24 protein-coding genes are annotated in these 26,498 nt (G+C 70.9%); 11 read left to right on the top strand and 13 right to left on the bottom strand.

The features are described 5' to 3' along the window. Window positions 1–530: 530 nt before the first annotated feature. Entirely contained in the window at window positions 531–1,262 is a 732-nt protein-coding gene (locus tag QQK49_RS03215; protein ID WP_284302668.1) for a hypothetical protein, read from the top strand. A gap of 131 nt (window positions 1,263–1,393) precedes the next feature. Here the strand turns inward: QQK49_RS03215 and QQK49_RS03210 are convergent, their stop codons facing one another. Beyond that, entirely contained in the window at window positions 1,394–1,819 is a 426-nt protein-coding gene (locus QQK49_RS03210; RefSeq protein ID WP_284302667.1) for a hypothetical protein, read from the bottom strand. Window positions 1,820–1,839: 20 nt separating this feature from the next. Continuing rightward, window positions 1,840–3,297: a cell wall-binding repeat-containing protein gene (locus tag QQK49_RS03205; RefSeq protein ID WP_284302666.1), complete on the bottom strand. Its 1,458-nt coding sequence runs from the start codon at window positions 3,295–3,297 to the stop codon at window positions 1,840–1,842. 264 nt (window positions 3,298–3,561) lie between these two features. Here QQK49_RS03205 and QQK49_RS03200 point away from each other — a divergent pair, with 264 nt between their 5' ends. Next, on the top strand, window positions 3,562–4,392 hold the full coding sequence (locus QQK49_RS03200) for a hypothetical protein (RefSeq protein WP_284302665.1): 831 nt from the start codon (window positions 3,562–3,564) through the stop codon (window positions 4,390–4,392). Window positions 4,393–4,510: 118 nt separating this feature from the next. Here QQK49_RS03200 and QQK49_RS03195 read toward each other — a convergent pair whose 3' ends face one another. Continuing rightward, window positions 4,511–6,457 (bottom strand): protein kinase domain-containing protein, encoded by a 1,947-nt coding sequence (locus QQK49_RS03195; RefSeq protein WP_284302664.1) that lies wholly within the window; start codon window positions 6,455–6,457, stop codon window positions 4,511–4,513. Between QQK49_RS03195 and QQK49_RS03190 the strand changes: the two genes are divergently transcribed. Next, window positions 6,456–8,708: an ATP-binding cassette domain-containing protein gene (locus QQK49_RS03190; RefSeq protein ID WP_284302663.1), complete on the top strand. Its 2,253-nt coding sequence runs from the start codon at window positions 6,456–6,458 to the stop codon at window positions 8,706–8,708. The genes QQK49_RS03195 and QQK49_RS03190 overlap by 2 nt on opposite strands. Window positions 8,709–8,754: 46 nt before the next feature. Here the strand turns inward: QQK49_RS03190 and QQK49_RS03185 are convergent, their stop codons facing one another. From QQK49_RS03185 to QQK49_RS03175, 3 genes are all read right to left on the bottom strand, one after another. After that, complete coding sequence (locus QQK49_RS03185) at window positions 8,755–9,102, bottom strand: HepT-like ribonuclease domain-containing protein (protein WP_284302662.1); 348 nt, start codon at window positions 9,100–9,102, stop codon at window positions 8,755–8,757. Then, the gene (locus QQK49_RS03180; RefSeq protein ID WP_284302661.1) at window positions 9,099–9,563 is read right to left on the bottom strand and encodes a nucleotidyltransferase domain-containing protein; all 465 of its coding nucleotides are present in this window, start codon (window positions 9,561–9,563) and stop codon (window positions 9,099–9,101) included. The genes QQK49_RS03185 and QQK49_RS03180 overlap by 4 nt, the downstream gene beginning before the upstream one ends. A gap of 151 nt (window positions 9,564–9,714) precedes the next feature. Beyond that, on the bottom strand, window positions 9,715–10,317 hold the full coding sequence (locus tag QQK49_RS03175) for an N-acetylmuramoyl-L-alanine amidase (protein ID WP_284302660.1): 603 nt from the start codon (window positions 10,315–10,317) through the stop codon (window positions 9,715–9,717). Here QQK49_RS03175 and QQK49_RS03170 point away from each other — a divergent pair. Continuing rightward, on the top strand, window positions 10,301–10,705 hold the full coding sequence (locus tag QQK49_RS03170; protein ID WP_284302659.1) for a hypothetical protein: 405 nt from the start codon (window positions 10,301–10,303) through the stop codon (window positions 10,703–10,705). The genes QQK49_RS03175 and QQK49_RS03170 overlap by 17 nt on opposite strands. Window positions 10,706–10,898: 193 nt before the next feature. Here the strand turns inward: QQK49_RS03170 and QQK49_RS03165 are convergent, their stop codons facing one another. After that, on the bottom strand, window positions 10,899–11,117 hold the full coding sequence (locus QQK49_RS03165) for a hypothetical protein (RefSeq protein WP_284302658.1): 219 nt from the start codon (window positions 11,115–11,117) through the stop codon (window positions 10,899–10,901). 62 nt (window positions 11,118–11,179) lie between these two features. On the opposite strand from QQK49_RS03165, the gene QQK49_RS03160 reads away from it, so the two are divergent. From QQK49_RS03160 to QQK49_RS03130, 7 genes are all read left to right on the top strand, one after another. Continuing rightward, complete coding sequence (locus QQK49_RS03160) at window positions 11,180–12,016, top strand: polysaccharide deacetylase family protein (RefSeq protein WP_284302657.1); 837 nt, start codon at window positions 11,180–11,182, stop codon at window positions 12,014–12,016. A gap of 1,091 nt (window positions 12,017–13,107) precedes the next feature. Beyond that, entirely contained in the window at window positions 13,108–14,121 is a 1,014-nt protein-coding gene (locus tag QQK49_RS03155; RefSeq protein ID WP_284302656.1) for a hypothetical protein, read from the top strand. A gap of 207 nt (window positions 14,122–14,328) precedes the next feature. Further along, window positions 14,329–15,039, top strand: a complete 711-nt coding sequence (locus tag QQK49_RS03150) for a hypothetical protein (protein WP_284302655.1) — start codon at window positions 14,329–14,331, stop codon at window positions 15,037–15,039. A gap of 429 nt (window positions 15,040–15,468) precedes the next feature. Then, entirely contained in the window at window positions 15,469–16,422 is a 954-nt protein-coding gene (locus QQK49_RS03145; protein ID WP_284302654.1) for a type IV toxin-antitoxin system AbiEi family antitoxin domain-containing protein, read from the top strand. 358 nt (window positions 16,423–16,780) lie between these two features. After that, entirely contained in the window at window positions 16,781–17,956 is a 1,176-nt protein-coding gene (locus QQK49_RS03140) for a nucleotide sugar dehydrogenase (protein WP_284302653.1), read from the top strand. A gap of 183 nt (window positions 17,957–18,139) precedes the next feature. Continuing rightward, window positions 18,140–18,868 carry a hypothetical protein gene (locus tag QQK49_RS03135; RefSeq protein WP_284302652.1) on the top strand — a complete coding sequence of 243 codons (729 nt, stop codon included), beginning with the start codon at window positions 18,140–18,142 and terminating at the stop codon, window positions 18,866–18,868. 538 nt (window positions 18,869–19,406) lie between these two features. Further along, window positions 19,407–20,138, top strand: a complete 732-nt coding sequence (locus tag QQK49_RS03130) for a hypothetical protein (protein WP_284302651.1) — start codon at window positions 19,407–19,409, stop codon at window positions 20,136–20,138. A gap of 641 nt (window positions 20,139–20,779) precedes the next feature. Here the strand turns inward: QQK49_RS03130 and purE are convergent. From purE to QQK49_RS03100, 6 genes are all read right to left on the bottom strand, one after another. Further along, window positions 20,780–21,298, bottom strand: a complete 519-nt coding sequence (gene purE / locus QQK49_RS03125) for a 5-(carboxyamino)imidazole ribonucleotide mutase (RefSeq protein WP_284302650.1) — start codon at window positions 21,296–21,298, stop codon at window positions 20,780–20,782. Between the two features lie 66 nt (window positions 21,299–21,364). Continuing rightward, window positions 21,365–22,552: a 5-(carboxyamino)imidazole ribonucleotide synthase gene (locus QQK49_RS03120; protein WP_284302649.1), complete on the bottom strand. Its 1,188-nt coding sequence runs from the start codon at window positions 22,550–22,552 to the stop codon at window positions 21,365–21,367. A 47-nt stretch (window positions 22,553–22,599) separates the two neighbouring features. Continuing rightward, window positions 22,600–23,640, bottom strand: a complete 1,041-nt coding sequence (locus QQK49_RS03115; protein WP_284302648.1) for a sensor histidine kinase — start codon at window positions 23,638–23,640, stop codon at window positions 22,600–22,602. A gap of 47 nt (window positions 23,641–23,687) precedes the next feature. Beyond that, window positions 23,688–24,371 (bottom strand): response regulator transcription factor, encoded by a 684-nt coding sequence (locus QQK49_RS03110; RefSeq protein ID WP_284302647.1) that lies wholly within the window; start codon window positions 24,369–24,371, stop codon window positions 23,688–23,690. A gap of 135 nt (window positions 24,372–24,506) precedes the next feature. Then, complete coding sequence (locus tag QQK49_RS03105; RefSeq protein ID WP_284302646.1) at window positions 24,507–25,298, bottom strand: enoyl-CoA hydratase/isomerase family protein; 792 nt, start codon at window positions 25,296–25,298, stop codon at window positions 24,507–24,509. Between the two features lie 55 nt (window positions 25,299–25,353). After that, on the bottom strand, window positions 25,354–26,493 hold the full coding sequence (locus QQK49_RS03100) for an adenylate/guanylate cyclase domain-containing protein (protein WP_284302645.1): 1,140 nt from the start codon (window positions 26,491–26,493) through the stop codon (window positions 25,354–25,356). Between the last annotated feature and the right edge of the window lie 5 nt (window positions 26,494–26,498).

The raw sequence follows: 26,498 nt of genomic DNA, 5'->3' as shown, positions 1-26,498 counted from the left end.
CCCCAGAGCCCCTGGATCCGGACGTTCGACCCTCGCGAAATCCGTTGTCACCAGGCATGTCATGACACTCGACCAACTCCAGACCGCCTTGACTGGGAGAACCCTGGGAGTCCTCGAACCGAGGCCGCGCATCCCCAACGTCACCGGCCAGACGTGGCTGAAAAGTCACCTCAGCGACCCGCCTCGACCCTCTCCAATACCCCAAGACGGGGTCAAGCGACGGTCAATCATTCGAGCGTCCAGGACGCCCGTTCTGATAAACCATTCCGTTGTCACGCATTTCCGTATTGGACGTTCGACTTGAATCACCCCAGTCGTTCATCTGCCCTTGTCCGCAAATGAACTCGAAGCAAACTCGAACGCCACTCCCCCACAGCGCCGGCACTCCCCGTCACCCCACCCCGATCACGACTCGGACACCGTTGTGAGACGAGCGGATAGACGGCCTTCCGGTCTCCGCCTCGCAGGAGAAGGATGGGCGTGTCCGCAGGGGACCGAGCGGACGCTGTCACGGATCCACAGGGGGAACCATGTTCACGTCGACCACCATGTACGCGCTCACCGCAGCCGCGGTCGCCGCCATCGCCGCATCGGCCACCGCAGGCGCAGCTCCGAGCGTCGCAACCACAACCGACACCACCGCCGCGCCGACCGCCAAGCCACCGACCGTCAAGACGTCCCGCATGGACATCGACGGCGACGGACGCCGCGACACCACCACGCTCAGGCTCACCAAGCCCACGAACACGCAGTACACCTACACCCTGGAGACCCGCACCGCCCGCGGCGCCCGCGCCTCCACGCCGGTCGTCATCTCCGACAACGGCGAGGACATCGACGCGATCTGGTGGGGCGCCGCCGGCCTCGACGGCACGCCGGGCGCCGAGATCGTGCTCAACCCCTCACCGGTCGGCGACGGCGCCTCACTGCGCGTCTACCGCTGGCACAAGGGCAAGCTCGTCCCCCAGGCCGTCCCCGGCACCCGCAGGTGGCGCAACGGCGGCCAGGACTGGAGGACCGTCAACATGCCGTGGGCCATCCACGGCTACACCTTCTACACCAGCCGCGGCGTGCGGTACGTGGTCGACCACGACCTCAAGCCCTACCGCAGCACCGGCAAGTTCTCCGGCACGCACACCACGTACCGGTGGAACACCAAGACCGCCACGTGGAGCAAGGTCACCACCAAGCGCGCCGGCCTCGTCTCCGACGCCTACGCCCAGCAGAAGTACGGCGGCGTCTTCGGCGTGACGTTCAGGTGAGGTCGGGCGCCGACCACGGTCGCCCAGGCACAAGGCCTGGTCGTGGCCGTGGCGGTCGCGGCTCGCGCCCACCACGTCAGATCCCCCGCGGTCTCCTTGAGCGGTCGGGGCAGGATGCGAACCTGGCGGTCTCAACGTTCGAATCCCCTGACGGGTTCGACGGTCCACGGCCCGGGGGCGGTCAACCGGTGCATCCTGTACAACCGCCCGTCGGAGAGCCGCACCCAGGGGTCTTCGACCTGCGCCACCGCTGTGCCGGCCGGCGCGACGAATCCGTCCGGGGTGAACCAACCGTCACGATGGCACCGCAGAACGGCGCCCTGTGTGCCGCATCCATGGCCGACCAAGGTGTCGACGCCGTAGTCCACGATGCCGCCACGCCCGTCGAACTCGCCCCCGATGTGATCACCGCGCATGGTGCCGTCGGGCGTCAGCGTCCACTTCTGCTGCCCCCGGGCGTCGAACGCCACGACCCGCTCCGGCATGTTCTTGAGCACGACCGGCTCGGCGCGCGTGCCGTCCAACCACCACGCGCGGGGGCGCCCGTCGGCATCCACGGCATGCACCCCGCTCCAACTCACCGACACCGATCGCGGCTCGCGCACGTCCACCCGCACCCAGACGCGCTCGCCCTCGTCGGCATCTGCGAGGCACGAGAGGCCCCCGCGGTCCCCACGACGCACGTCACCCCGTTCCCGGTGGCCAGAGTGGCGACGGGTTCCGGCGGCGGCGGAAGCGCGGCGGGTGTCGTGTGCGCGAAGGAGTTGCCCTCCTTCACGCGCGTCTCCCAGGTCCACAGGCGGCCGGACTCCCCCACGACGGAGAATCGCACGAAGTCCGCGTTGCGGCGGTCATCCACGGTGATCGCTGTCATGGGCTCCGGTTGCCCGGCCAACGGCGCCCACTGGTCATCGTCTGTCGAGCACCGCACCTCACCCCCCGTGACGATCAGGCAGGTCGGCGCGATCCAGGACGTCGCGATATCCGACACCCGCTCCTGCGGCAGAGGTGTGGCGGCCGCTGCGGCCTGGGTCAGCATTCCCTCGCACACGGCCGCCGTGCCACCGATGGCCACCACCTCCCGCGGGTGGGCCTCGGCGATCGCCTGCCGCGTGGACTCGGGCAGCACCCCACAGCGCGGCACCAGGAGCAGCGGACCGTCGGCGAGGCTCGCGGCTGCCGCCGCATCCACGCCGTTCGTGCCGCCCACGAGGTACACCCGCGACGCACCATGCGGGAAGGCCTCACGGGCGAGCTGCGCCGATGTCGCGTACCGGTCGGGCCCCGCGAGCGTCGACCCCGGTAGGCGTTGCGCATCGACCCCCACCAGCACCTCCTTCTGACGCGTCGTGCTGAAGGAAGCTGCCCGTCCCACGAAGCGGTGCCGGCCCTTGAAGAGCACCGTCAAGTAGCCGCCCTCCGCATCGACCTTTCCCTTCGGGGGGACGATGATGACGGTGCGGGAGCGGTTGGCCATGGCGACCGACGCCTCGGCCAGCGGTTCCGTCGCCACCACATCGAGGCCGTCGACCATGACGACGTGCTCCTCCCAGGACGTCCTCTCCACGGAGGTGGTCAGGCTCAGCTTCGGCGTGTTCAGGTCACGGCGGTTCACGGGCTGCTTGGTCATCCCGGCCAGACGTGAGGTCGAGATGACGCTTCTACTCCCGATCACGTCGACGCTGCGTGGCCCGATCCGCGTGAAGGCACGCCTGACGACGGCAGGGATGGGGCCGCGCGGCGGCAGGTAGAGCATGGGAGTCCCGGAGCCGGCCGACGCAGCCGCGTCCAGCGGCCGATCACCCCGGACCACCCGCAGCGCCTGGGTGATCGTCCCCGGGCGTCCCGAGTGATGCAGGGCGATCTTCGCCGCGGTCTCGTAGCGATCGGCGCCGCCGAGGCGTGACGTTCTTGCGACGGCTGTCTCGACCGTGGGCGTGACGGCGGGAGTCGCCGATGCCGGCAGCACGAGACCGGCGACCGCCACCGCCGCCAGGACCACCGAAACCCGACCCCACCCGACACGCCTTCTCATGACGCCTCCTTGTGCCGACACACGCAGCTGAGTCGAGTGGAGCACCGACACCGCACCGCTTCCGCTGGGCACACCGGGTCTTGACCGAATCCAGACGCAGGTGAGGGGGTGAGGTCGCACGATGGATCTCACTGGGCGTAACGCTCTGCGTCAGGCGACGATCAGGAGGCCATGAAGCCTGCGGTCGTCGTATCCCTTGCTATCGCAACACTTCTCGCGATCCCGGCCGGCACCGCGACGGCAGCCCCCGCGGCGGAGCCGACCGTGGGCACGTGCGAGGTCGCCTTCACCGCGTTCGACACGACCGGCGATGGTGTCAGGCATTCCCTGACCGTGGCGTCGCCACCGACTACGACGACGTGGCGCGACGACTACCTCGACGGCCTCATCACGCCCGACACCGTGGCAGTCGGCACCTACCGGGTCCACGAGTACGTGACCATCGGCCCCAAGGCCGACCACTCCATCGCGACCGCCACCGGTAGCGGTCGCATCTACCGCCACCACCGGCATTGGGCCGCGATCCTGTACCCGAGCAGCCCGGACCCCCACTGGTTGTCGGAGGTCGCCGTACGGGGCCTGCCACCGGTCCGCGCCCTCGCTGAGGGCGACGCCGCCACGCTCTACACCCTGGACGGCGGCAACCTCCGCCGATTCACGCACTTCGGATCTCCGACCGGAGCTCGCAGCGCCGGCATCAAGACCGGCTTCTCCACCTACCGCGGCCTCACTCTTCTGCGCTCGGAGAAGAGCCGTGACCTCCTCGTGGCCACCACGACCCGCGGCGCGCTCATGCTCATCGAGGTCCCCCGCACGGCGGCCTTCACCCCGAAGTTCTCCGCACTACGCACCAGCACGTGGCAGGTGTACGACCGCCTCGTCGCCCAGCGCTGCGGCGCTCAGACGTCGCTCGTCGGCATCGACACCCGCACCGGCCGCGCGCAGGTCTACACAATCGGGGCTCTCAAGAACCCCGGCACGTCCACGACCATCCGCCGCTGGGGCCCCGTCCCCCACCCGGTCCGCGGAACCCTCGTCGCACGCGAGAGCTACCTCCGCGCCGACGACCACGACGCCGCCCTGCACGACTGGTGACTTCCGGTGCAGCCGCGCTCACGTGGTTGATCGCACCTGACGAAGACGAGACTCCTCACGGGAGCGCACACGTCGAACCGTCCACAACGTGAAGTGGTGGTCCGCCGGGCTCGACACGTCACGACGGTGGGGACGACGGGCCCTGCTCCTCAGCGCCCCCTCGACCTTCGGCGGGCTTGTCGACCGCGCCTGCCCCCGACCCGCCGGCACTTCCACCAGGCTCGCCAGGTGCGGGTGCCGGCGGATCCTCGCGCGGCGGACGCGGGTCGACCGGGGGTGGAGGCGCCTCATGGTCGTTCGGACCTGGCTCAGGCGGTTTCGGGGGCTCCGGCGGGACGAGCTCGGAATCGGTCGGAGGCTCACCCTCCTTCTCTTCGACCTCCGGGCCCGGATCCGGCGGCTTCACGATCGGACGCTCCCCCGGTTGCGGGTTCTCGACGACGGGCTGATCGCCGGGGACGTTCTCCGGCGTGTTGGGCACGACCGGAAGCGCAGGTATCGACCGCTCCTCCGGCTGGGGGACAGGCACCCCGGGAGGCGCCATCACGGTCGGCCCACCGACGGACGACGGCGCGGGAGCACCTGGCATGGCGCTCGGGACACTCACGAGCGGTGTCACTCCTGCCGGGGCCCCCGTCGGCGAGCCCGGCGACATCGATGCCGGCATCGGCGACGCCGAGTCCGACGGCACGACGGTCGGCTTCACTTCACCTGCAGAGGCGGGAGTCTCCTCGCCCGACATGATCACGGCAGCGGCGACCCCTGCGCACAGGAGGAGTCCGGCTCCGACCCCCACCAGCCCGATCATCAAGCGCTTGCTGGGCCGTGGCTCATCCCAGCCGTCGTCGACCTCCGCCGCCTGGTCGAAGACGCCCTGCCCCAGACCACCCACGGGGGTCGCACTCGGCGAGCCGGGAACGGGGTGCCGCGAGGCCGGGGCGCCGCTGCGGACGGCCTGCATCCCGACCATGGTCGGCGCGTCCGGGGCGCCGGTGATCACACGTGCCGACGGGGGAGGCGCGGACAGTCGCTCGGCCGCCGGAACCCCGGCGAGCTCCTCCGCGACGTGCGACAACCGCCGAGATGCCTCGGCCGCCGAACTCGGTCGCTGCCCAGGGTCCTTGGCCAGCAACTGGTCTACGATCGCCCACAGCGGGTCCGGCATCTGCGGTGGCCGGCCGGCCACCTCATGCGCATGCGCGCGCAGTGTCGCCAACGCCGAGCCGCGCCCCGCGAACGGGGGCACCCCACAGGCCAATTCGTAGACCATGGCTCCGAGCGAATACAGGTCCCCCGCAGCACCGCTCACATCACCCTCGGCCACCTCGGGCGACATGTACTGAGGCGTGCCCGCGAGCATCGTCGCGGTCTGCGAGGAGGCGTCCATCAGGCGTGCGATCCCGAAGTCGGTCAGCTTCGCCTCGTCGGACGCGGCGTCGATGAGCACGTTCTCCGGCTTCACGTCTCGATGCACGACCCCCACGGCATGCGCTGCCGCCAGGCCCGCGGCCACCTGCGCACCCCACCGGGCGGCCGTCGCCGGTGCCACCGTGCCCCTGGCGCGCAGCAGCGAGCGCAGATCAGGCCCCTCCACCAGGTCCATGACGATGGCCAGCGTCGTGCCTTCGGCGACGAGATCGTGCACGCCGACGACGTGGCGGTGGCGGACCGACGCCAACACCGATCGCTCCTGGACGAACCCCTCACCACACCCGGGTCGCTCGCCAACTCGGGGCGCAGCACCTTGACGGCCCACAGCCCGCCGTCGACGTCCCGCGCCGCCCAGACCTGGCCGAACGCGCCCTGCCCGAGCACCGTCTCGATCACATATCGGCTGCCCACCCGTTGCTGCCCACTCACGACGTCCCACACCCCCGAGATCCGTGCTCACACCGGGCTCGTCCCCGGTTCGAAGTGGCTCGCGATCCGGCCACAGCCTAACCCCGTGACGGACGTCCGACCCACTACTCTGAACCCGAAAGTGCCAGGGCACCGGCCAGATTCGGCCGACAGAAGGCACCGGCACGAGGGGTGTCGACGGGAGTCGGCGCAGGAGGTCACACATGTCCGTCGAGGGCTGCACCGAACTCGTCGCCGGCGACCTCCGATGGAACCTGCAGCCCGGCAGGACCTACACGATCGGCCGTGCAGCCGACGCCGACGTGCGACTCGACCACCCCGAGGTGTCCCGCACCCACGCCACCATGACGTTCGAAGCCCCCGGCGGCTGGATCGTCCGCGACGCCGGATCGCTCAACGGCCTGCACACCGACGGTCGCCGCGTCCCACACATCCGCCTCGACGCCACGACCGCCGTGCGGGTCGGCTCCTCACCCGACGCGCCGCGCCTGTCCCTCGAGGACGCCCAGCACCCGGCCCCCTCCCCCGCCACCGTCACCATCGCGCGACGGGGCTCCGGCGTCGCCGTGACCATCGGCCGCGACCACGCCAACACGATCGTCGTCGACGACCTGCTCGTCTCACGCAGCCACGTCCGCGCCACCCCACACGCCGACGGATTCTGGATCGAGGATCTCGACAGCCTCAACGGCACCTACGTCAACGGCACGCCCATCCGGTCGGAGCTCCTCACCCCCGGCGACCTGCTGACGGTGGGGCACCACGAGTTCCGCATCGTCGGAGACGAACTCGTCATGACCGAGGCCGACACGCGCGTCAGCCTGCGAGCCGAGGGACTCGGCTACCGTCTGCCCACCGGCAAGGTCCTGCTCGCCGACGTCGGCTTCGACCTGCCTGCATCTGGCCTGCTCGCCGTGATCGGCCCCTCCGGCGCCGGCAAGTCCACGCTCCTCGGCGCCCTCACCGCGAGCCGCCCGGCCACCAGCGGCACCGTGACCTTCGACGGCCGCGACCTCTACGCCAACTACGCCGAACTACGCGACCGCATCGGTGTCGTGCCGCAGGACGACGTCGTCCACCCCCAGCTCACCGTGCGCCAGGCCCTCGAGTACGCGTCCCTGCTGCGGTTCCCCTCCGACCTCGACACCTCCGCTCGCCGTGCCCGCATCGCCGAAGTGGTCGGCGAGCTCGGGCTGCGTGCTCACACCGACACCCGGATCGATCGGCTCTCCGGCGGTCAACGCAAGCGGACCTCCGTCGCGATGGAACTCCTCACCCAGCCCTCGCTCCTTTTCCTGGACGAACCGACCTCGGGTCTCGACCCCGGCCTCGACAAGTCGGTGATGACCACGCTGCGCGACCTCGCCCACGACGGCCGCACGGTGGTCGTCGTCACCCACAGCGTCGCCAACCTCGACCTCTGTGACCGGGTGCTGCTCCTCGCGCCCGGAGGACACGTCGCGTTCTACGGCCGCCCCGAGCACGTGCGCCCCTACTTCGACGGCGCCGACTACCCCGACATCTTCTCCGCCGTCGCCGCCGATCCCCTCGACCACGCCGACCGGTTCGCTCGGCACCGCACTGACACCCGCCCGGCCGCACACGCGCAGCACGAGTCGTCCCCGCTGTCGGCCGGTCCCCGCCGTCGCCAGTCCGCGATACGACAGGCCGTCACCCTCGGCCGGCGCCACCTCACGGTGCTGGCCGCCGACCGCTCGTACGCGCTCTTCATCGCGCTGCTGCCCCTCGTGCTCGCCGCGCTCGTGGCAGCGGTCCCCGGCAAGGCCGGCTTCGGGATGCCCGCCGCCCCCGACCTGAGCGAAGCAGCAGAGCTCCTCGTCGTTCTCATGGTCGGCGCCGCCTTCATGGGCATGGCCTCCAGTTGCCGCGACCTCGTCGGGGAGCGTCCCATCTACCGGCGAGAACGCGCCGTCGGACTCTCACCGCACGCATACCTGCTCGCCAAACTCGCCGTCTTCGGACTCCTGGCCGCCGTGCAGTCGGCGCTGCTCGTGGGTCTCGTCTTTCTCGTCAAGCCACCACCAGACACCGGCGTGGTCATCGGCGCCGGTTGGCTCGAGATCTACGCCGCCGTGGTGCTGACCGCGTTCGCGTCCGCCTCGCTGGGAATGGTCATCTCGTCGGTGGTGTCGACCACCGACCAGGTGATGCCCCTGCTCGTCGTCGCGATCATGGCGCAACTGGTGGTGTGCGGCGGCCTCATCCCCGTCGTCGGCCGCGCCGGCCTGGAACAGCTCGCGTGGGTTGCGCCCAGCAGGTGGGGCTACGCCGCCGGCGCAGCGACTGTCGACCTCCTCGGACACCCTGGGGTCGACCACGACGACCTCTGGCGTCACGAAGCCGGCGTCTGGACCGCCGACATCGGTGCGCTCGCACTCATCGCCCTCATCGGCGCGCTCGTCACCGCTTGGCGCGTGGGCAGGATTCGCCGGTGAAGGACATCGAACTCCACCAGAACTCGCATCACCGCGCCGGGCGCCGCTACAGGCGCTGCAGGACGTCCCGCACGAACTCGGGGAGTCGCCCGCTCAGCGTTTCCCAGACGATCGCGGGATTGACGTCGACATATCCGTGGGCGAGTCGATTGCGCATCCCACGCACCGTGGCGAACGGGAGATCCGCGTGGGTCTCGACGAAGCCGGGCGGCAGATCCTCCACCGCGGCCTGCAGCGTGATGACGAGCCTCTCGGCAGCCAGACGCAGAATCTGCGCGTCGAGGTCGTCCGCCAGAAACCTGGCCCGTCCCCCGGCGGTGATGTGCTCGCACTGAGCCAACATCTGGCGTAGTGCGAGCGCGACCTCCTCGACGCTCGAGCCGTCTCGTGTCACAGGGGCACCGAGTCCCGTCGGGCGTGGTCGGCGGCTCGTCCCCGCGAGTCCGACGGCATGACGTCGACGGACCTCCCCAGCAGCTCGCCGAGCTCGATCTCCAGATCGACGACGTCGAAGAGATCGACCCCCGGCGCGAACTCGACCAGCAGGTCGACGTCCGAATCCGGCCCGTCCTCACCACGCGCCACCGACCCGAACACCCGCACGTCACCCGTGCCGCCCCGAGCCCGAGCCGCGGCCACGATCTCGTCGCGATGCGCAGACAGCACCGTGCGGCCATCCGGGCGAGCCGCCTGAAGCAACCGCTCGAGAGTCTGCGCCGTCGGAACGACACGGCCCGACTCGATCCTCGCGATGTGTGGTTGAGCGACGCCCGACCTGGCCGCCAGCGCCCTCTGCGTCAAGCCGGCCGCACGCCTGGCCATCGCGATCCGGGCTCCGCTCTCGAGGTCTGCCATGCCGCGATGATAACTCGACGCATCACCGCATCGGGAGACCGGCGATCTCTACTGCTACGGCAGGCAACGCCGTGGAGATCGTGCTCTGGCGCTGAGGGGCCGGTGCGATCGGTCGTGAGCGCGCTGGTCCACAGTCAGGACGCCGCCCCGATCACCGCAGCGCGTTCTGCACCGCGTTCGTCAGGCCAGTCGCCACTCGCTGCCGGAAGCCCGCCTGTGCGAACAGGGCCGCGTCTTTCGGGTGGCGCATGTTGCCCATCTCGAGCATCACCGCCGGGGGTTCGGAGAGGTTGACTCCGGCGATGTCGCTGCGGATGTGGATTCCCTTGCGTCCCAGATAGGTCGACACCGGCATGCCCGTGGTCTTCATCTGCTCGCGCACGAGCCCGGCGACGTTCTGCGACTGGGCCTGCGCCTCGGGGCCGCCCTTCATCGACTGCGCGACGATCACGTGGAACCCCCGCGCCGAGGCGGAGGTGTTGCCGTCGGCGTGGATCGACAGCACCAGGTCGGCGCCCACGCGGTTGCCGATGCCGGCGCGCTCGTCGACGCACGGGCCGACTCCCTTGTCGTCGGGTCGCGTCAGCCACACCGTCGCGCCGCGGGAGCGCAACTGCTCGACGACGAGCGAGGCGACCTTCCAGTTCAATTCGTGCTCACTCATGCGGGAGTTGGCCGTGCCCGAGGTGTTGCACGCCTTGCGCCGACCGCCTCCCGCGTCGACCTGCCGATTGTTGATGCGCGCGACCGTCACCCCGTTGTGCCCCGGATCGACCACGACCACCCGCCCCGACAACGCACCCCGCCCGGTGGCCGGCATCTCGACACCGCCACGACTCGGACGCTCCTTCGCCGCCGGCGCCACACGCACCGCAGCAGGCGACGCCGACGGCGCGGCCGGCCGTGCGACGGTCGTCCCCACGGCCGGAGTCGTCGGCCGGACCGCGGGCGCCGTCGTCGGCGGCGCGGTGCTCGGAGCGGGCGGCGTCGTGGTGGTCGTCACCGGCTCGGGCGTGGTCGTCGGCGCGACGGTCTCCGACGGCGAGGGAGCCTGCGCCACAGGCGACGTCGCTCCCCCGGCCGGCGTCGTCGCGGCGCCGCACCCCGGCAGGACGGCGGAGATCCCGGCGATCAACGCGTAGGCCATCGGCCGACGAATCACGGTGGCCTCCCCTTCATGGATGCTCATCTGCCAGTCGGCCGCCACGGCGGATTCTGAGTGGACCTCTCGGCCGAATGCCACCGTAGGCCGACACCCGCGAATCCCACTGTCCTCACCGTGAACTCCCATCCAGACATGCACACTGAAGACACGCCGACGTTTCTCCGGGGGAATCACATGTCGATCCACGCGAGACCAAGAGTGCTCGCCGCCGCGGGCCTGCTTCTCCTCGCGACCGGCTGCAGCGCACCCCCGCAGACCGGCGACCCCGCACCCACCGCAGCGCCCCCGAGCACGACCACCTCACCCCCGACGACCGCGAACACCCCTCCCACGACAGCGGCCTCGAGCACCACCACCTCCCCGCCTCCCTCACCCACCAGCACCTCCACGACACGACTCCTCGACGACGGTCACCATCCGCTCTCCCAAGTACGACTCACCCGGAGGCTCGGTGCCCATCGTCGTCACGGCACCGGGGGCGCGATCGTTCGAAGTCACGGTCGACGACGTCAGGGGCGACTGCGCCGGAGACACGTGGAGCCACGCCGGCGGGGTGTCGCAGCAGTGCTGGATCACGTTGCCGCGCACCGCCGGTCGCCACACGCTCACCGCACACGCCACCCTGTCCGACGACTCCCGGGCCGGTGCCACCTCGAGCATCACCGCGAGCGGGCCGCGCACGAGCACCGTCGATCGCGCCACCCGCGATCGCATCCTCACCTGCGGCAACACCGGCACGGACGTCTGGCTGACCTTCGACGACGGCTTCCTGTCCACCCGCACCATGAACCGCGTGCTGGCCACCTTGACGGCCGAGAACGTGCGCGCCCGGTTCTTCGCCACCGGCACGTGGGCGCGGTCGAATCCGGGCATGGTGCGAGCCCTGCAGCGCGCGGGGCATCTCGTCGAGAACCACACCGACACCCACGAATCCCTCAACGCGATCGACGACGACGCACTCGAAGGCCAGGCCGCGCGCGGGCCCGCCACCCGAGCCACGCTGCTCCGCCCAGGCTTCGGCGCGGGAACCTTCACCACCCGCGTCGTGCAGGCGGCGAAACGCCACGGCCAGGAGCTCTGCTACTGGACCACCGACACCCGCGACTACTCCGGCGCCAGCGCGGACGCCTTGATCGCCCGCGTCCTCCACGGCGACGGATTCACGCCGCCTGCGCGCCCCGGCGGCGTCGTCCTCATGCACATGACCGGCCGCCACACCCCCGAGGCCCTCCCCGGGATCATCCGCGGACTCCGCGCCAAGGGCCTCACCCTGCCCCCGCTGCGGTGACACACCCTCGCCGACACTGCGCGCCGATCTTCCTCCCCTGCACGCGACACCGGGCTTCTGCACACGAGACTCCGTCTGTGCTCCCCCGATCGCAGGAGCACAGCCGCATTCTCGGACCACCGAGCGGCCCCCGAAAGCCGCGGCCCCTCTCCGGCGCGTGCACGACAACGCCGCCATGCGACCCTGGAACGGAGCGCCGACAGTGCCATCGCAGCGGACAGCCCGCAGACCGCCTCGACGCAGGAGTTCCCGTGCCGGCCCGATCCCAGCCGGGGACGTCCCCTCCACCCACCGCACGTCGTAGCCTCGAAACGTACCGAGGGACGCCCCTGGCGCCCGCGGATGAACCGGAGGTGACGCATGAGCGCGGCGATACGGCTCACCAGTGAGGCGCAGGTCCAGGCCCTGGCCGAGCACCTGCTCGACGCGACGCGCACCGACCCCGTCGTCATCGTGAGCATCCCCGCCGGAGCGAGCGCCTCCCACGTCGACGTCGACGACGTCGCCCACCAGGTCGCGGGCCACGCTTCGGTCTACGTGGTCCCCACCGGCCGGTTGAGCTGGGAGTTCTCCCGCATCCTGCCGCCCCGCACCGAGGCCTACGGTGGCGCGTGCCGGGTCTACCCTCCCGGCCTGGCATGGGTCGACGACGTCTTCCTCTCCCCTCTGCGGTTCGTCTACACCGCCGAGGACGGCGCCCGCGTGGGTTCGCAACTCGTCTCCGATGCCCTCCGCATGAGCGCGGCAGCCACCGTCACGCCGGCGGCCCTCACCCCCGTGCCGGGCGCCCGCCCCGGTGCGCCTGGTGCCCCACGCCCCGGCCCCCGACCCGTCGCCACCTCCGGCACCGTGGACGGCATCGTCGGCGGCCGCGCCCTCGTCACCCTCACCGACGGCCCCCTGGCCAAGGCCACGATCTCCCCGAGCTCATCGCCCCCGACGTCCCCGCCGAACGTCTGCTCACCGGCGGCATGTCGGTCGACGGACTCCTCGACGTCCGCCAGGGCCGCCTCGACGTCACCCCCATGCGCCTGTCCCCCACCGACGCCCTCGCCGACTACCACGTGGGCGCCGTTGTCCCCGTACTCCTCGTGCACGTCGAGCGCGAGCTCTGCATCGCCCGGCTGTTCCCCGACGTCGAGGTCGACCTCACCCCTGCCCAGGCCTTCGACGACACCGACCTCGACCTGCGCACCGTCCTCACCCCCGGAGAGACCCTCACCGCGCTCGTCCTCGCCACCGGCCCTCACTGGCGCATCAGCCTCGCCCGCAACCCCGCCGACGCCGTGCTGACCGCGCCGCCGATCCTGCGCGGCGGACCACCCTGGCTCGAGCCGCCGCAGGCCGAGGACACCACCGCCCCCGAACTCGCCACCGACGAGGTCCCTCCCGCCGAGTCCACCGACCTCGACATCGACATCGCCGCCATGGTCGCCCGTGCCATCGACGCCCACAACGCCGCCGCCGACCTCGTCACCCACGCCGACGACGCCACCCCCACCCGCGCGGAGGACTCCGGCGAATCGCCCGAACTCGCCGCGATGCGCCTCGAACGCGACCGACTCCTGCGCGAGCTGCGCGCCGCCGAGAACGAACGCGCCTCGCTCAAGGACGAGACCAAGCGCCTGCGCACCCAGGTCCGGGAGGCGAAGATCGCCCTGCGCCACGCCCACACCGATGCCGACCTCGACCACGACCTCTTCGGTGATCCCGGCGACCAACTCCGCTACGAGGTGCACCTCTCCTGGGCCCGCCGCACGACCCCCGGGGAGAAGGCGGCCCTCCCGATCCGCGACTGGACCATCGGCCCCGACTTCTTCACCACCTGGGCCGCCGTCGAAGGCATCGACCGGCAGAAGGTCGTCGACGTCATCGTCGACGTCGTCACCGGCCGCGTGAAGGACATCCCCGCCCGCCACCTCCACCAGCTCCGCAGTGGTCTCGGCGGCGACGACCCACCCGTGACCCGCCCCGACGGCGCCACCTGCTGGCGCGTCTACCTCCAGCACAAGACCGCCTCCGCCCGCCGCCTGCACTACTGGCAACGCACCGACGGGGTCGTCGAACTCTCCAGCGTCCGCCTCCACGACGACCCCACGCCCTGACACCCCGCACCGGCTGCGCGACGTTCACCTCCGCAGACTCCGACGCCCGACGGCCCCAGCCGACCGCAGGACGAACACGAGGTCACGGATCGGCCACCGTCACACCACAAGCTCGTCGCATCCATTCCTTCCACGCGCCGAAGGGAACAGGATGGGCGATGTCCGCCGGGGGACAGGCGGATCAATCCATGAGTGAAGGGGATCACCATGCCATCGACGCTCGCCGTCGCCGTTCTCACGACCGCCGCCCTCGCGGGCAGCCTGGCCACCACCGCCACGTCCGCCGAGGCCGTCACCGCCGCTCCCACGAGCGCGGCGACGGACACCGTCAAGACCTCCTCGGCCGACATCGACGGCGACGGTCGCCGCGACCGCGTCACCTTCGCCCAGAAGCGCGAGGACCGACGCGGCTGCCACTACACGCTCACCGTCAAGACCGCGCGCGGAGCCGTGGTCAGCACGCCCGTCACCGCCCGCGGCACCTGCGACCCGCTGATGTCGTGGTGGGGGCCGATCGCCATGGACGGGACTCCCGGCGCGGAGATCGTCGTCAACCTCACGCCGGAGTCGGCCGACTTCGCCCTGCGCGTCTACCGCTGGCAGCGTGGGGCGCTCGTGCTCCAGGCCGCACCGGGCGCACGCGGCTCGCGCGACGCCCGCAACACGTGGGTGGCCGCGAACACGCCGCGCCACCACGCCGGCTACACCTTCTCCACCAAACGCGGCGTGCGCTACGTCGTCCGGCACGACCTGCGTCCCTACCGCAAGACCGGCAAGCTCAGCGGCACCCACACCACCTACCGCTGGGCTCCGGCCACCAAGACCTGGGTGCGAGTCTCGAGCACGCGCTCCGGCCTGGTCACCGAACGAGTGGCGCAACTCAAGTACAGCGGCATCCTCGGCGCCGCCCGCTACTGACCTCCGGCCCACGGGGCGGTTCGGACGCGGGTCGCCGGCGGGACGCCTCGATGTCTTCGGCTGCTCGCGGTGCGACGACCCTCCCTCCGTGCTCCCGATATCGGAGCACCCTGGCACCGAACTGCGTCCGTGCTCCTCCGATCGGGGGAGCACGGACGCAGTTTCGATCCGCCCCGGCACACATCACGACAGCGCCCACACCAACGCCGACGGCGCGCGCCGAACTCCTCCGCTGCTCCCGATATCGAGCTGGAGGACACGAAACACCACCAGTGCTCCTCCGATCGGGGGAGCACGGACGCAGTTTCGATCCACCGCGGCACGCATCAAGCCCGCGCCCACGTTCCACAGGGCGTAATCCGCCACGAGTCCGTCCCCAACGTGAAGCGGCGTTCCGTCACGTCATCGACCACGGACGACGCTGGTGACGTGCCCACACTTGACGACCTCCCTCCCGGCCTGCGGACCTCGTTGGCTGCTCTCACCGCCGGCGAGTTCGGGCTGTTCTCGACCGCCGAGGCGCTCGCCGACGGCGTGAACCACGAGACGCTCCGTGCCGTGACCAGAGCAGGTGTCCTCGTGCGCGTCACACACGGCTACTACGCCCCGCGAGACACCTCCCTCCACCGCAAGGATCGGCACCGGCGTCAGACCTCCGCGGCGCGTCGGCGCAACCCGCAGACGGTGTCCAGCCATCACTCGGCCCTGCTCGAGATGGAGCTGCCGGCGTTCGCCGCGGACCTCGAGACCGCGCACCTCACCCACCGCACCTCACCCAGCAACCGCCGTCGGGCAGGGTGCCTGATCCACCGCGCCGATCACACCGTCGCCCACCTCGAGCCCGGAAGCGCCACGGTCGGTTGTGCCGACGCCGTGCTCCAGGTGGGCCTCGGCAATCCACTCGCCACCCTCGTCGCCGCCGACCAGGCCGTCCGCACCGACAAGGTGACTCTCACCGACCTCCGAAGCCGCGCCACGTCGTTCGCCGGCCACCCGGGTCGCTCCCTCATGGTCGCGATGCTCGATCACGTGGATCCCTCGTCGGAGTCCCCCGCGGAGACCCTCGCCCGCCACGCCCTCACGCGACTGGGCCACGACGTGACTCCGCAACTGCCGATCGTCGCCGAGGGGAACTCCTACCGCGTCGATTTCGCCCTCGGTCGACTCGTCCTCGAGATCGACGGGATGATGAAGTACCTTCCCGCCGCCCGAGACAAGGACGACTCGCGAACCGTCGAGGAGATCATCCGCGCCGAGAGGGCCAGGGAGGCCGCGATCGTCCGTGCCGGGCATCCCGTGCTCCGGATGACCTGGAGCGAGATCGTCACCCCCGCGGCGACATCCGCTACGACAACATCGACCGTCTCGTCACGGTCATGCTGACCACCGGCGCCGCCGGGTAGCCGCCCGCACGGATCGGAGCGTCAGGCGCGAGGGTGCAGAGTCCGTCGCCCCCGGCTGCGCCCGCCGAGGGCCACCTCGAAGGCCCGTGCTCGCGATACCGCCCCCGTGCTCCCGAGATCGGACCACCTTGGCACCGAACTCCGTCCGTGCTCCTCCGATCGGGGGAGCACGACCGCAGTCTCGAACCGACCCACACACCACCGACCCCGACACCACCGACCCAGACCGCACCGGCACCGGCACCGGCACCGGCCCCACACGACACCGGCCGCCGCCGACACCCGCTCGATGCCGTGGCGCCACGGACTGTGGCACTGCGCCGACTACCCTGTCCCCCATGAAGATCGCCGTCGCCGGACTCGGTTATGTGGGGCTCGCCAACGCCGTCATCCTCGCGCAGGAGCACGACGTCGTGGCCGTCGACCTCGACGAACGCAAGGTCGACCTCATCACCGACCGGCGCTCCCCCATCGTCGATCCCGACCTGGAGGACTACCTCGCCCACCGCGAGCTGCGACTCACCGCCACCACCGACGCCCGCAGCGCGTACGCGGGCGCCGACTACCTCGTCGTCGCGACACCGACCAACTACGACCCCGACCTCAACTTCTTCGACACGAGCAGCGTCGACTCCGTGCTCGACCTGGTCGCCGAGGTCGCGCCGCAGACGACGGTGGTCATCAAGTCGACGATCCCCGTGGGCTTCACGGCGAGCGCCCGCGAGCGCCACCCCGGCCTGACGATCCTCTTCTCCCCCGAGTTCCTGCGCGAGGGCCGGGCGTTGCACGACAACCTGCACCCCTCGCGCATCGTCGTCGGCACCGACGCGGACGCCGAGCCGCAAGCCCGCCGCTTCGCCGACCTGCTCGCCGCCGGCAGCCTGGACGAGGACACCCCCGTCCTCATCACCGGCACCACCGAGGCCGAGGCCATCAAGTTGTTCGCCAACACCTACCTCGCGATGCGGGTCGCGTACTTCAACGAGCTCGACACCTACGCCTCGCGGCACGGCCTCGACACCCGCCAGATCATCGACGGCGTCGGCCTCGACCCGCGCATCGGCAGCCACTACAACAACCCGAGCTTCGGCTACGGCGGCTACTGCCTGCCCAAGGACACCAAGCAGCTCCTCGCCAACTACGACCAGGTGCCGCAGACCCTCATCAAGGCCATCGTCGACTCCAACGCCACCCGCAAGGACTTCATCGCGTTCGACATCATCGACCGCGACCCCGCGGTGGTCGGCATCTACCGCCTGACGATGAAGACCGGCTCCGACAACTTCAGGTCCTCCTCCATCCAGGGGATCATGAAGCGCATCAAGGCCAAGGGCATCCCCGTCATCGTCTACGAGCCCACTCTCGAGGCCGACGAGTTCTACCGCTCCGAGGTGGTGCACGACCTCGAGGAGTTCAAGCGCCGCAGCGACGTCATCCTCGCCAACCGCCGCAGCGAGGACCTCGACGACGTCGCCGACAAGGTCTACACGCGCGACCTGTTCGGCTCCGACTGAGTTCGGACGCCGCTCCCCACACCCCGTCAGCGCAGTACACGAGCACGCGGTGCGCCGGAAACATCACGGAATGCCAACGCTCCGAACACAGTTCGGAACTCGCGCCGCGCCACGAGCCGAAGTGGGCCATCCGCACCCCTAGTCTCGAGACGAGGCGGATCGCGCCTCTTTCGGGGGATTTCGTTGCACGACTGGGGGTTTCATCATGAAGATCGTCGCCGGCGCCATCGCCGCAGCCGTCATCGCAGGATCCGCGCACACCGCATCGGCCACGCCGGCTCCGGGGTCCCGACCGGTTCCGTCGACACGACACCCGTCGTCACGCGGGTCGACGTCGACGGCGACCTCAAGCGCGACACGGTCCGCCTGACCCGTACCAAGGTCTCGCAGGACCGGTACACGTTCCGCATCACCGTCACCACGGCCAAGGGCAAGCGCGCCATCCGCGACGTCCACGTGGCCGACTACGTCGACGGCACCCTCACGCCCTCCGACATCTGGGGTGGGACCGCGCACCTCGACGGAGTCCGGGGCGCGGAGATCATGGTCGACCGCGGCGGCAACGTCGGCGACTTCCCGTGGCCGCACGTGTACACCTGGCGCAACAACCGCATCGTCCCGGCCGTCGCACCCCGCGCCACCGTCGGAGACCCGGCGTGGACCGTCGCCGATCACTTCACCCTCGTCGCCGGCTACGACTTCTCGACCGTGCGCGGCGCGCGCCAGGTCGTCGCCACCGAACTCAAGGGGCGGTTCGTGAACTCCGAGCGGCTGGTCTACAGCGGCACCCGCACGACCTACCGCTGGGCCGGTGGCACGTGGAAGCCCGTGCGCACCACCAAGACCCGCACCCTGAGCGAGGATCGCGCGCGCGATCTCGCGGGGTGGACGGGCTTCACGTGGCAGCAATGATGTGACCTGGGTCACATCGGGAATGCTCCGTAACGCTCTGACCAGGGAATTCGAAAACCGATTGAACCGTCCACAACACTCGTCCAAGTCAGACGTAACGATCCCCGTGCAGCCGGCGATGTGTAGATCAGAGCAGCACGGCGGGCCAGGGGAGTTCGACCCGCCGCGCTGCGGGGGCTCGATCGCGAGAAGGAATTAGGGGACCTTCTCGCCGGTGACCGTCGGGGGATGGTCACCTCAGGGCGGCGGCCCGGACCCACGAGGTCCGGCCGCCGCCCTCATACGTGTCCGGCCCGCCGCACCCACCGCAGCGCCCGAGAACCACTCGCTGAGCACCCGGCGGAGCACCCGCGGAGCGCCCTCGAATCCGCGCGTGGAGACCGGTGATTCCGCCGAAGGTCACGAACGGCTCGCGATGCGCTCACAGTCGTGTGACGAGTTCGCAATCCTCCTGGTCAGAGCCGGAATTCGGTGACAGCATCGACATGCGTCGTCCGGGTCCGGGGGCGCTTCGGGGACACTCACCACAGGGGCCGTCATGTCTTCCACCCGCACTGCCACCGCCCGCGCCATCACCGCCCGCGCCGCCACTGCCGGCACCAGCGTTCGCGTGGCCGCCGTCGGACTCGTCACCGCCGCACTCGTCCTGCCCGCGGCAGCCTCGACGGCCGCCCCGGCGTCCCGCTCGACCTGCGGAGCCGGATGCACCGTCGTCTCCCGCGCCGACATCGACGGCGACGGCCGGGCCGACACCACGAGCCTCACCCGTCTGCAGAAGGGCAAGGCGCACCTGCTGCGCACCGTCACCGCGACGGGCCGCACGGCCTCGACCAAGGTCGCCACGCCGTGGCTGTTCGGCAACGCCCCCTTCTACGGCGCGGCGGCCATGGACGGTGTGCGCGGCTCCGAGATCGTCCTGCGCACCGGCAGCGGCGCCCACACCCAGTTCTTCGGCGTCTACTCCTGGCGCGGCGGCAAGCTCGTGGCGCAGAAGGACCCCGCGGGCTCCATCGAGTGGGTCACCGACGGCGCCCTGAGCTTCTCCGCCGGCTACTCGCTGCGCACGGTCAAGGGCACCAAGCAGCTCACGCGCATCTCCCTGAGCCGCGACTCCTGGGAGGCCCCGGCCACGTTCTCCGGCGTCCGCACCACGGCGCAGTGGAAGCACGGCCGCTGGACGCCCATCACGATCCGCACGGTCACCGTCCCCGAGACCGACGCCATGTGGGCCGGAGCCGGGTGGAACGTGCGCGGCCTCCCGCGCTGGTGACGCCCCGGCCTGCCGGTCAGGCCCCGACCACCCGCCGGATCGGCGTCGTTACCGAAGCGTGATTCGCGGACACTTGTCCATGCCACGGGCGCGACGATGGGGAGGGCGAGTCACTCGGCGCCCGACGGGCGCCCTGAACTGCAAGGACGCAACCAGACTCCGCCCCGACACGAGTCGATCATGGATGATCCGACGTCGATCTCACGTTCGCGGCGAGCAATCGCCGTGGCGACGTGAGACACCGCCACGGTTGCACCGGACCGCGATCGTGGCTCGCAACCGGTAGCAGCGCGGCGCACCCGCCCTCGATGCGGGTGCGCCGCGCCAGGCGGTCCACCCCCTTCGGTGTCCCGCCTCGAGAGCCGCGCGGGCCTCCCCGGCCGGGCGCGGCGAGCTCTGGGCGCAGGAAAGCCCGGCGATGCGCTCGGAGTACACAACACCCCTGCCAAGGTGGACGTCCCCCCAAAGGACATCGACTCCGGTCGCCGATCGGCCCCTGCCACAGAAACGATCGTGCGGTACATCGCCGGGCCCCACCTCACGTCCTTCGAGAAGGTCGTTCCGGTGGCCCTGCACCTATCTCATCGGTTCACTTGTGCGCGGATTAACGTGTCCTGGCCCACCTTTGGGTAAACAGTTCGTCAAGAACGCCGGTTTCGGAGCGCTTCCCCCTTGGATCTGGCAGCCTCGGCCAGCGACTCCTGGAACGCGACCATCCGGTCGCGCACGGCGAGGTCCTCAGCGCTCGTTCCGGCGGCGATGATCCGGGCCGCGAGCAGCCCCGCGTTGCGGGCATTTCCGATCGAGACGGTGGCCACCGGCACCCCGGCCGGCATCTGCACGATCGACAGGAGCGAGTCCATCCCGTTGAGGTAATTCAGCGGCACCGGCACCCCGATGACCGGCAGCGGTGTCACCGAGGCGAGCATCCCCGGCAGGTGCGCCGCGCCACCCGCGCCGGCGATGATCACCCGCACGCCCCGCTCGGCGGCCTGCTGCCCGTAGGCGATCATCTCGGTCGGCATCCGGTGCGCCGAGACGACGTCGGCCTCGTACGCGATGCCGAGCTCTTCGAGCGCGAGCGCGGCCTGCTCCATGACCGGCCAATCACTGTCGCTGCCCATGACGATGCCGACGACCGGCGCTGTGTGCGTGCTCATGCCCTCATCCTCTCCCGATCGACGGCGTCAGGTGCCAGGGGCAGGTCGGCCGGAGCTCGGCTCGGATCACTCGGTGATGGTGCCGCGCAGGTAGCCGGTGGCGTGGTCGGCGCGTTCGCGCAGGTCGGCGAGGTCGTCGCCGAACACCGTGACGTGGCCGATCTTGCGTCCCGGACGCACCTGCTTGCCGTACAGGTGCATCTTGAGGCCGGGGTCGCGCGCCAGCAGGTGCCGGTAGGTGGAGTACAGCTCGGCGTGCTCGGGCGCGTCGCCGCCGAGCACGTTGCCCATGACGGTCCACGGCGCCCGCGAGTGCGGATCGCCCAGCGGCAGGTCGAGGACGGCCCGCAGGTGCTGCTCGAACTGGCTGGTCACGGCGCCGTCGATGGTCCAGTGACCGCTGTTGTGCGGGCGCATGGCCAGCTCGTTCACGACGTAGTCGGGGCCGGAGGCGCCTGCCACCTCGAAGAGTTCGACGGCCATGACTCCGGTGACGTCCAGCTCGCCGGCGACCTGCAGCGCCGCCGCCGTGACCGTCGCCGCCAGGGCCGCGTCGAGATCCGGGGCCGGGGCGATCACCTCGGTGCAGATGCCGCCGGTCTGCACGGTCTCCACGACCGGCCACGCGGCCGCCTGCCCCGACGGGCTGCGCGCCACGAGCACCGCGAGCTCACGGGTGAACGCGACCTGCTCCTCGGCGAGCAGTCCCTCGTCGGCGGCGCGCTCGAACCAGTCCGCGGCCTCGGCGGCGTCGGCGACGACCCGCACGCCCTTGCCGTCGTACCCGCCGCGAGGAGTCTTGAGCACCAGCGGAAATCCGACGTCGGCGCCGAACTCCCCCAGGTCGGCCACGGAGTCGACCCGCGCCCACCTCGGACACCGCACGCCGATCCCCGTCAGCCGCTCACGCATGGCCAGCTTGTCCTGCGCGTACAGCAGCGCGGAGGGCCGCGGGTGCAGCTCCACGCCGTCGGCCTCCAGCGCGGCGAGCACCTCGGCGGGGACGTGCTCGTGATCGAACGTGACGACGTCACACGCGCGGGCGAACTCGCGCACCGTCTCGAGGTCGTCGTGGGCACCCACGGGCGAGGCCGGCACGACCAACGCCGCCGACGCATCAGGCGCCTCGGCCAGCACCGCCAGCGTCAACGACAACCCGACGGCCGGCGGTTGACACATCCGCGCGAGTTGGCCTCCGCCGATGATCCCGACGACCGGGAATCCGCCTGGGTGCCGAACGACCTGCTGCTCCACGTCTGATCCTTCCTCCGCCCGGGGCCGGGCAGGTGAACGATAGCCCGTCAGCGGGTCAGATCCACCCGCAGCGCGTGCTCCTCGGTGGGCGTGGTCGCCGCCGACATGAACAGCGCGAACACGACCGGGTCCGAGGCACGCACGAGGTCCAGCCGGCCGCCGTACTTCTCGGCCAGGTCGCGCGCGAGCCCCAGCCCGAGGCCCGTGCTCGACGTGCTCACCGACCGTTCGAAGACCCGCCCGGCGATCTCCCGCGGCACCGACCCGGCGTTGCGGACCTCCATGACGACCGACGGCCCGGCCTGGCGCACGTCGACCTCGACGACACCCGACCCGTGGGCGAGCGCGTTCTCCATGAGGGTCGCGAGCACCTGCGACAACGCGATCGGGGTGGCGACGACGGCCAGCCCGCGGTCGCCCTGCACGAGGACGCTGCGGTGACGGCGTTCGAACTGCGCCGCCCACTCCCGCTGCAGCGCCGCGAGCACGGCGTCGACCGACGTCGGCCGGGGCGCGCCGGTCGACCCCTGCCGGGCGCGGGCGAGGAGTTCGTCGACGGTCACGTTGAGCCGTTCGACCTGCTCGATCGCCGCGTTGGCCTCCTCGTGGGCGACGTCGAGGTCGTCGGTGACGGCGATCTCCTCCAGTCGCATGAGCACGGCAGTCAGGGGCGTGCGGAGCTGGTGGCTGGCGTCGGAGGCGAAGTCGCGTTCGGTCGACAGCGTGCGCTGCCATTGCGTCGCCGTCCCCGCGAGCGCCGCCGAGACCCGGTCGATCTCGGGCAGCCCGGAGGCCACCGGCTCGACCCGCGCCGCGGCTCCGGCGCCCAGACGTTCGGCCTGGTCGGCCAGGGCGGCGAGCGGCTCGCTGAACCGGCGGGCCTGCTGACGGGCCAGCGTCACGGCACCGACGACGGCCAGCAGAGCGAAGAAGGTCACGTACGCGACGACGAGCTGTCCCTGCATGACCGTCTCGAGGCGGTCAGGGTCGTACCGCAGCTGCCCCGAGGTCACCTGCTGATACACGTCGATGTACATGAACCCCATGACGAGCATCGGGATGCCGAGCATCGCGACGGCGAAAGCCACCGTCACCAGCGTCGATCGCAGGAGTGCACCCTCCACGGCCCGAAAACCTAGGCCGCGTCGCCAGGACGCTCGAAGCGGAAGCCCACGCCCCGCACCGTGGTGATGAACCGCGGTCGTGACGCGTCGTCACCGAGCTTGCGACGCAACACCGACACGTGCATGTCGAGGGTCTTGGTCGAGCCGAACCACTGCGTCTCCCACACCTCGCGCATGAGTTGCTCGCGGCCGACGACCTTGCCCTGTTCGCGCACCAGCACCCGGAGCAGGTCGAATTCCTTTGCGGTGAGCTGCAGTTCGGTGCCGTCGACGAACACCCGACGCGCGCCGGTGTCGATGCGCAGGCCACCGTTGTCGGTGGGCCCGGCGGCCGGGGCGCTGCGCCGCAGCAGGGCCCGCACGCGCGCCAGCAGCTCGGCGAGCCGGAACGGTTTGGTCACGTAGTCGTCGGCGCCCGCGTCGAGTCCGACGACCGTGTCGACCTCGTCGGCGCGCGCCGTCAGCATGAGCACGGGAGCGGTGCGGCCGTCGGCTCGAAGCCGCCGGCACACCTCCAGCCCGTCGAGGCCCGGCAGGCCGATGTCGAGCACGACCAGATCGGGTGTGCTCTTGGCCTCTTCGAGCGCTGTCAGACCGTCGTCGCACACGGTGACGTCGTAACCCTCGCGACGCAGGGCCCGTGCCAAGGGGTCGCTGATCGCGCTGTCGTCCTCCGCCAGCAGTACACGCACCATGTTGCGCATGCTATCGGTCAGACGACCGACAGGCGCTCGGGGAGAACGGAATTCGGGCGTGTCTTTGTTCCCGGCGGGCAATCGCGAGCGTCCTGGTCGCGGTCTATTTCGGGCAACTGGGACGACAACGGGCACTCAGACTCCGGGCCAGCGGGGCGCCCGCTTCTCGTTGAACGCCGCCACACCTTCGGCGCGGTCGCCCGAGAACGCCGTCGCTCGCCAGCACGCGTCCTCCACCTCCAGGCCGGTGCGCAGGTCGACGTCGAAGCCGAGGCGCATGGCCTTCTTGGCGTTGCGCAGACCCACGGGCGAGTGCTTGGCGATGACGCCGGCCATCTCCAGCGCGGCCTCCCGCGCCGTCCCGGGCGCGACGACCTCGTCCACGAGCCCGTACTCCCCCGCCTCGACGCCGCTGAACCGGCGGCAGGTGAACACCATCCGTGCAGCCTTGGACCACCCCAGCCGCCGGGTCACGAGCTGGGTGCCACCCCCACCGGGGATGACGCCGACCGAGACCTCCGGGAGCCCGAGCGTGGCCTTCTCGCCGGCGACGATGATGTCGCACGACAGCGCGATCTCACAGCCTCCGCCGAGGGCGAACCCGTCGACGGCGGCGATGGTCGGCATCGGCAGGTCGAGCACCCCGGTGTAGGCCGCCCGCGCCACGGGCCGCTGCGCCACGAGGTCGGCGTCGGACAGGGAATTGCGTTCCTTGAGATCGGCGCCCACGCAGAACGCCTTCTCGTGCTTACTGGACAGGACGACCGCCTGCACACCGGAGTCGGAGGCGAGTTCGGCGCAGGCCGCCGCGAGCGCCCTGGCCATCTCGGTCGAGATCGCGTTCATCGCGCCGGGCCGGTCGAGCACGAGCTCGGCCACCGCGCCGTCCTCGCCGTGCCGGTCGATCCTCACCAGTTGCTCGCTCATCGGTCGTTCTCCTTCGGGGGTTCGCTGACGGGAGGGGTGTGCGGACAGTCCAGCGTCATGTCCGTGTGGGTCTGCGTCCAGGGTGACCGGATGACGGTGCGCGTCCGTCGCGACGCGGTCGCGGATCCCCCGCGCGTGACACGGTCCACATGCCCGTCACCCCCAGCCCGCGCAGCGGACGCGGTTCGAGCCGCTCGATGCGGTACTCGGGGCGGGAGGCGAGCGCGGCGGCGGTCACGTCGTCGACGACGATCGTCTCGGGGCGGGCGACCTCGGCGATGCGGCTCGCGCGGTTGACCGTCGTCCCGAACACGTCACCGAGGTGGGCGAGCACCTCACCGGAGGCCAGGCCCACGCGCATCCGCGGCATCGCGGGGTCCTCGTGCATGGATTCGAGCAGGTCGATGGCGATGTCGACGCCGGAGTCGATGTTCTCGACCGTGTAGAACACCTCGTCCCCGATGGTCTTGACGACCCGGCCGCCGTGCGCGGTGACGCAGTCGGCCGCCAGCGCCTCGAACCGGGCGACGAGCCGGCCGAGTTGTTGGTCGGACAGCCGCGTGACCAGCGTCGTGAACCCCACCATGTCGGCGAACCCGACGGTGCGTTGCTTGCCGCCGGCCTCGCTGTGCCCCTCGGAGAAGAGCCGGGTCAAGGCGGCCGACAGGTGCCGACGCCAGGCGTAGACGACGAGCGGTTCGAGTTGGTCGACGAGCCCGAGCAGTCGCTCGCCGGCGATGTGCGAGGCCTGCGTGTCGTCGGCGCTGCGGCCACCGAGACCGGAGCCGCCGGCGGTGTCCAGCACCGCGTCGATGTCGTGCACCGGCACGTCGGGCGCGCCCTGGTCGTTGAGGACCGCGTCGAGCAGGAGGCTGGACTGCCAGGCCGCGAGCCGGTCGGCGGTGCGGGCGATGGCGCGGGTCATCGACAGCGCGAGCGTCTCGTCCATCTGCCCCGCGCGGATGAGACCCACCACGTGACTGAGGGCCTCGATGTCGGCATCGGTGAACGACGTCTCCTCGTCGCCCACCCCCGGAAACCCGAGGGCGTGCCAGAACCGGCGGGCCTCGAGCAGCGGCACACCGGCCGCGGCGCTGACCTCGCGTCGTCGCAGGGTGCGGGGGCGCCCCAGCACCTGCTCCGTGGCGTCACCCACCTGGGGGCCGCGCACGGGGTCTTCGGGCTCGGGGGTCATGCCGT

Source organism: Mobilicoccus caccae (genome assembly GCF_030161635.1).
Lineage (GTDB): Bacteria > Actinomycetota > Actinomycetes > Actinomycetales > Dermatophilaceae > Mobilicoccus > Mobilicoccus caccae.
The sequence above is the reverse complement of the archived record's forward strand: the minus strand, read 5'-3'. Positions and strand labels throughout refer to the sequence as shown.

Bases quoted from the DNA above. Each gene is read 5' to 3' on its own strand.
- QQK49_RS03215 (WP_284302668.1), top strand. From the start codon at position 531: ATGTTCACGTCGACCACCATGTACGCGCTCACCGCAGCCGCGGTCGCC.
- QQK49_RS03205 (WP_284302666.1), bottom strand. From the start codon at position 3,297: ATGAGAAGGCGTGTCGGGTGGGGTCGGGTTTCGGTGGTCCTGGCGGCG.
- QQK49_RS03190 (WP_284302663.1), top strand. From the start codon at position 6,456: ATGTCCGTCGAGGGCTGCACCGAACTCGTCGCCGGCGACCTCCGATGG.
- QQK49_RS03195 (WP_284302664.1), bottom strand. From the start codon at position 6,457: ATGTGTGACCTCCTGCGCCGACTCCCGTCGACACCCCTCGTGCCGGTG.
- QQK49_RS03180 (WP_284302661.1), bottom strand. From the start codon at position 9,563: ATGGCAGACCTCGAGAGCGGAGCCCGGATCGCGATGGCCAGGCGTGCG.
- QQK49_RS03170 (WP_284302659.1), top strand. From the start codon at position 10,301: ATGCGCGCGACCGTCACCCCGTTGTGCCCCGGATCGACCACGACCACC.
- QQK49_RS03150 (WP_284302655.1), top strand. From the start codon at position 14,329: ATGCCATCGACGCTCGCCGTCGCCGTTCTCACGACCGCCGCCCTCGCG.
- QQK49_RS03140 (WP_284302653.1), top strand. From the start codon at position 16,781: ATGAAGATCGCCGTCGCCGGACTCGGTTATGTGGGGCTCGCCAACGCC.
- QQK49_RS03130 (WP_284302651.1), top strand. From the start codon at position 19,407: ATGTCTTCCACCCGCACTGCCACCGCCCGCGCCATCACCGCCCGCGCC.
- purE (WP_284302650.1), bottom strand. From the start codon at position 21,298: ATGAGCACGCACACAGCGCCGGTCGTCGGCATCGTCATGGGCAGCGAC.
- QQK49_RS03110 (WP_284302647.1), bottom strand. From the start codon at position 24,371: ATGGTGCGTGTACTGCTGGCGGAGGACGACAGCGCGATCAGCGACCCC.
- QQK49_RS03105 (WP_284302646.1), bottom strand. From the start codon at position 25,298: ATGAGCGAGCAACTGGTGAGGATCGACCGGCACGGCGAGGACGGCGCG.
- QQK49_RS03100 (WP_284302645.1), bottom strand. From the start codon at position 26,493: ATGACCCCCGAGCCCGAAGACCCCGTGCGCGGCCCCCAGGTGGGTGAC.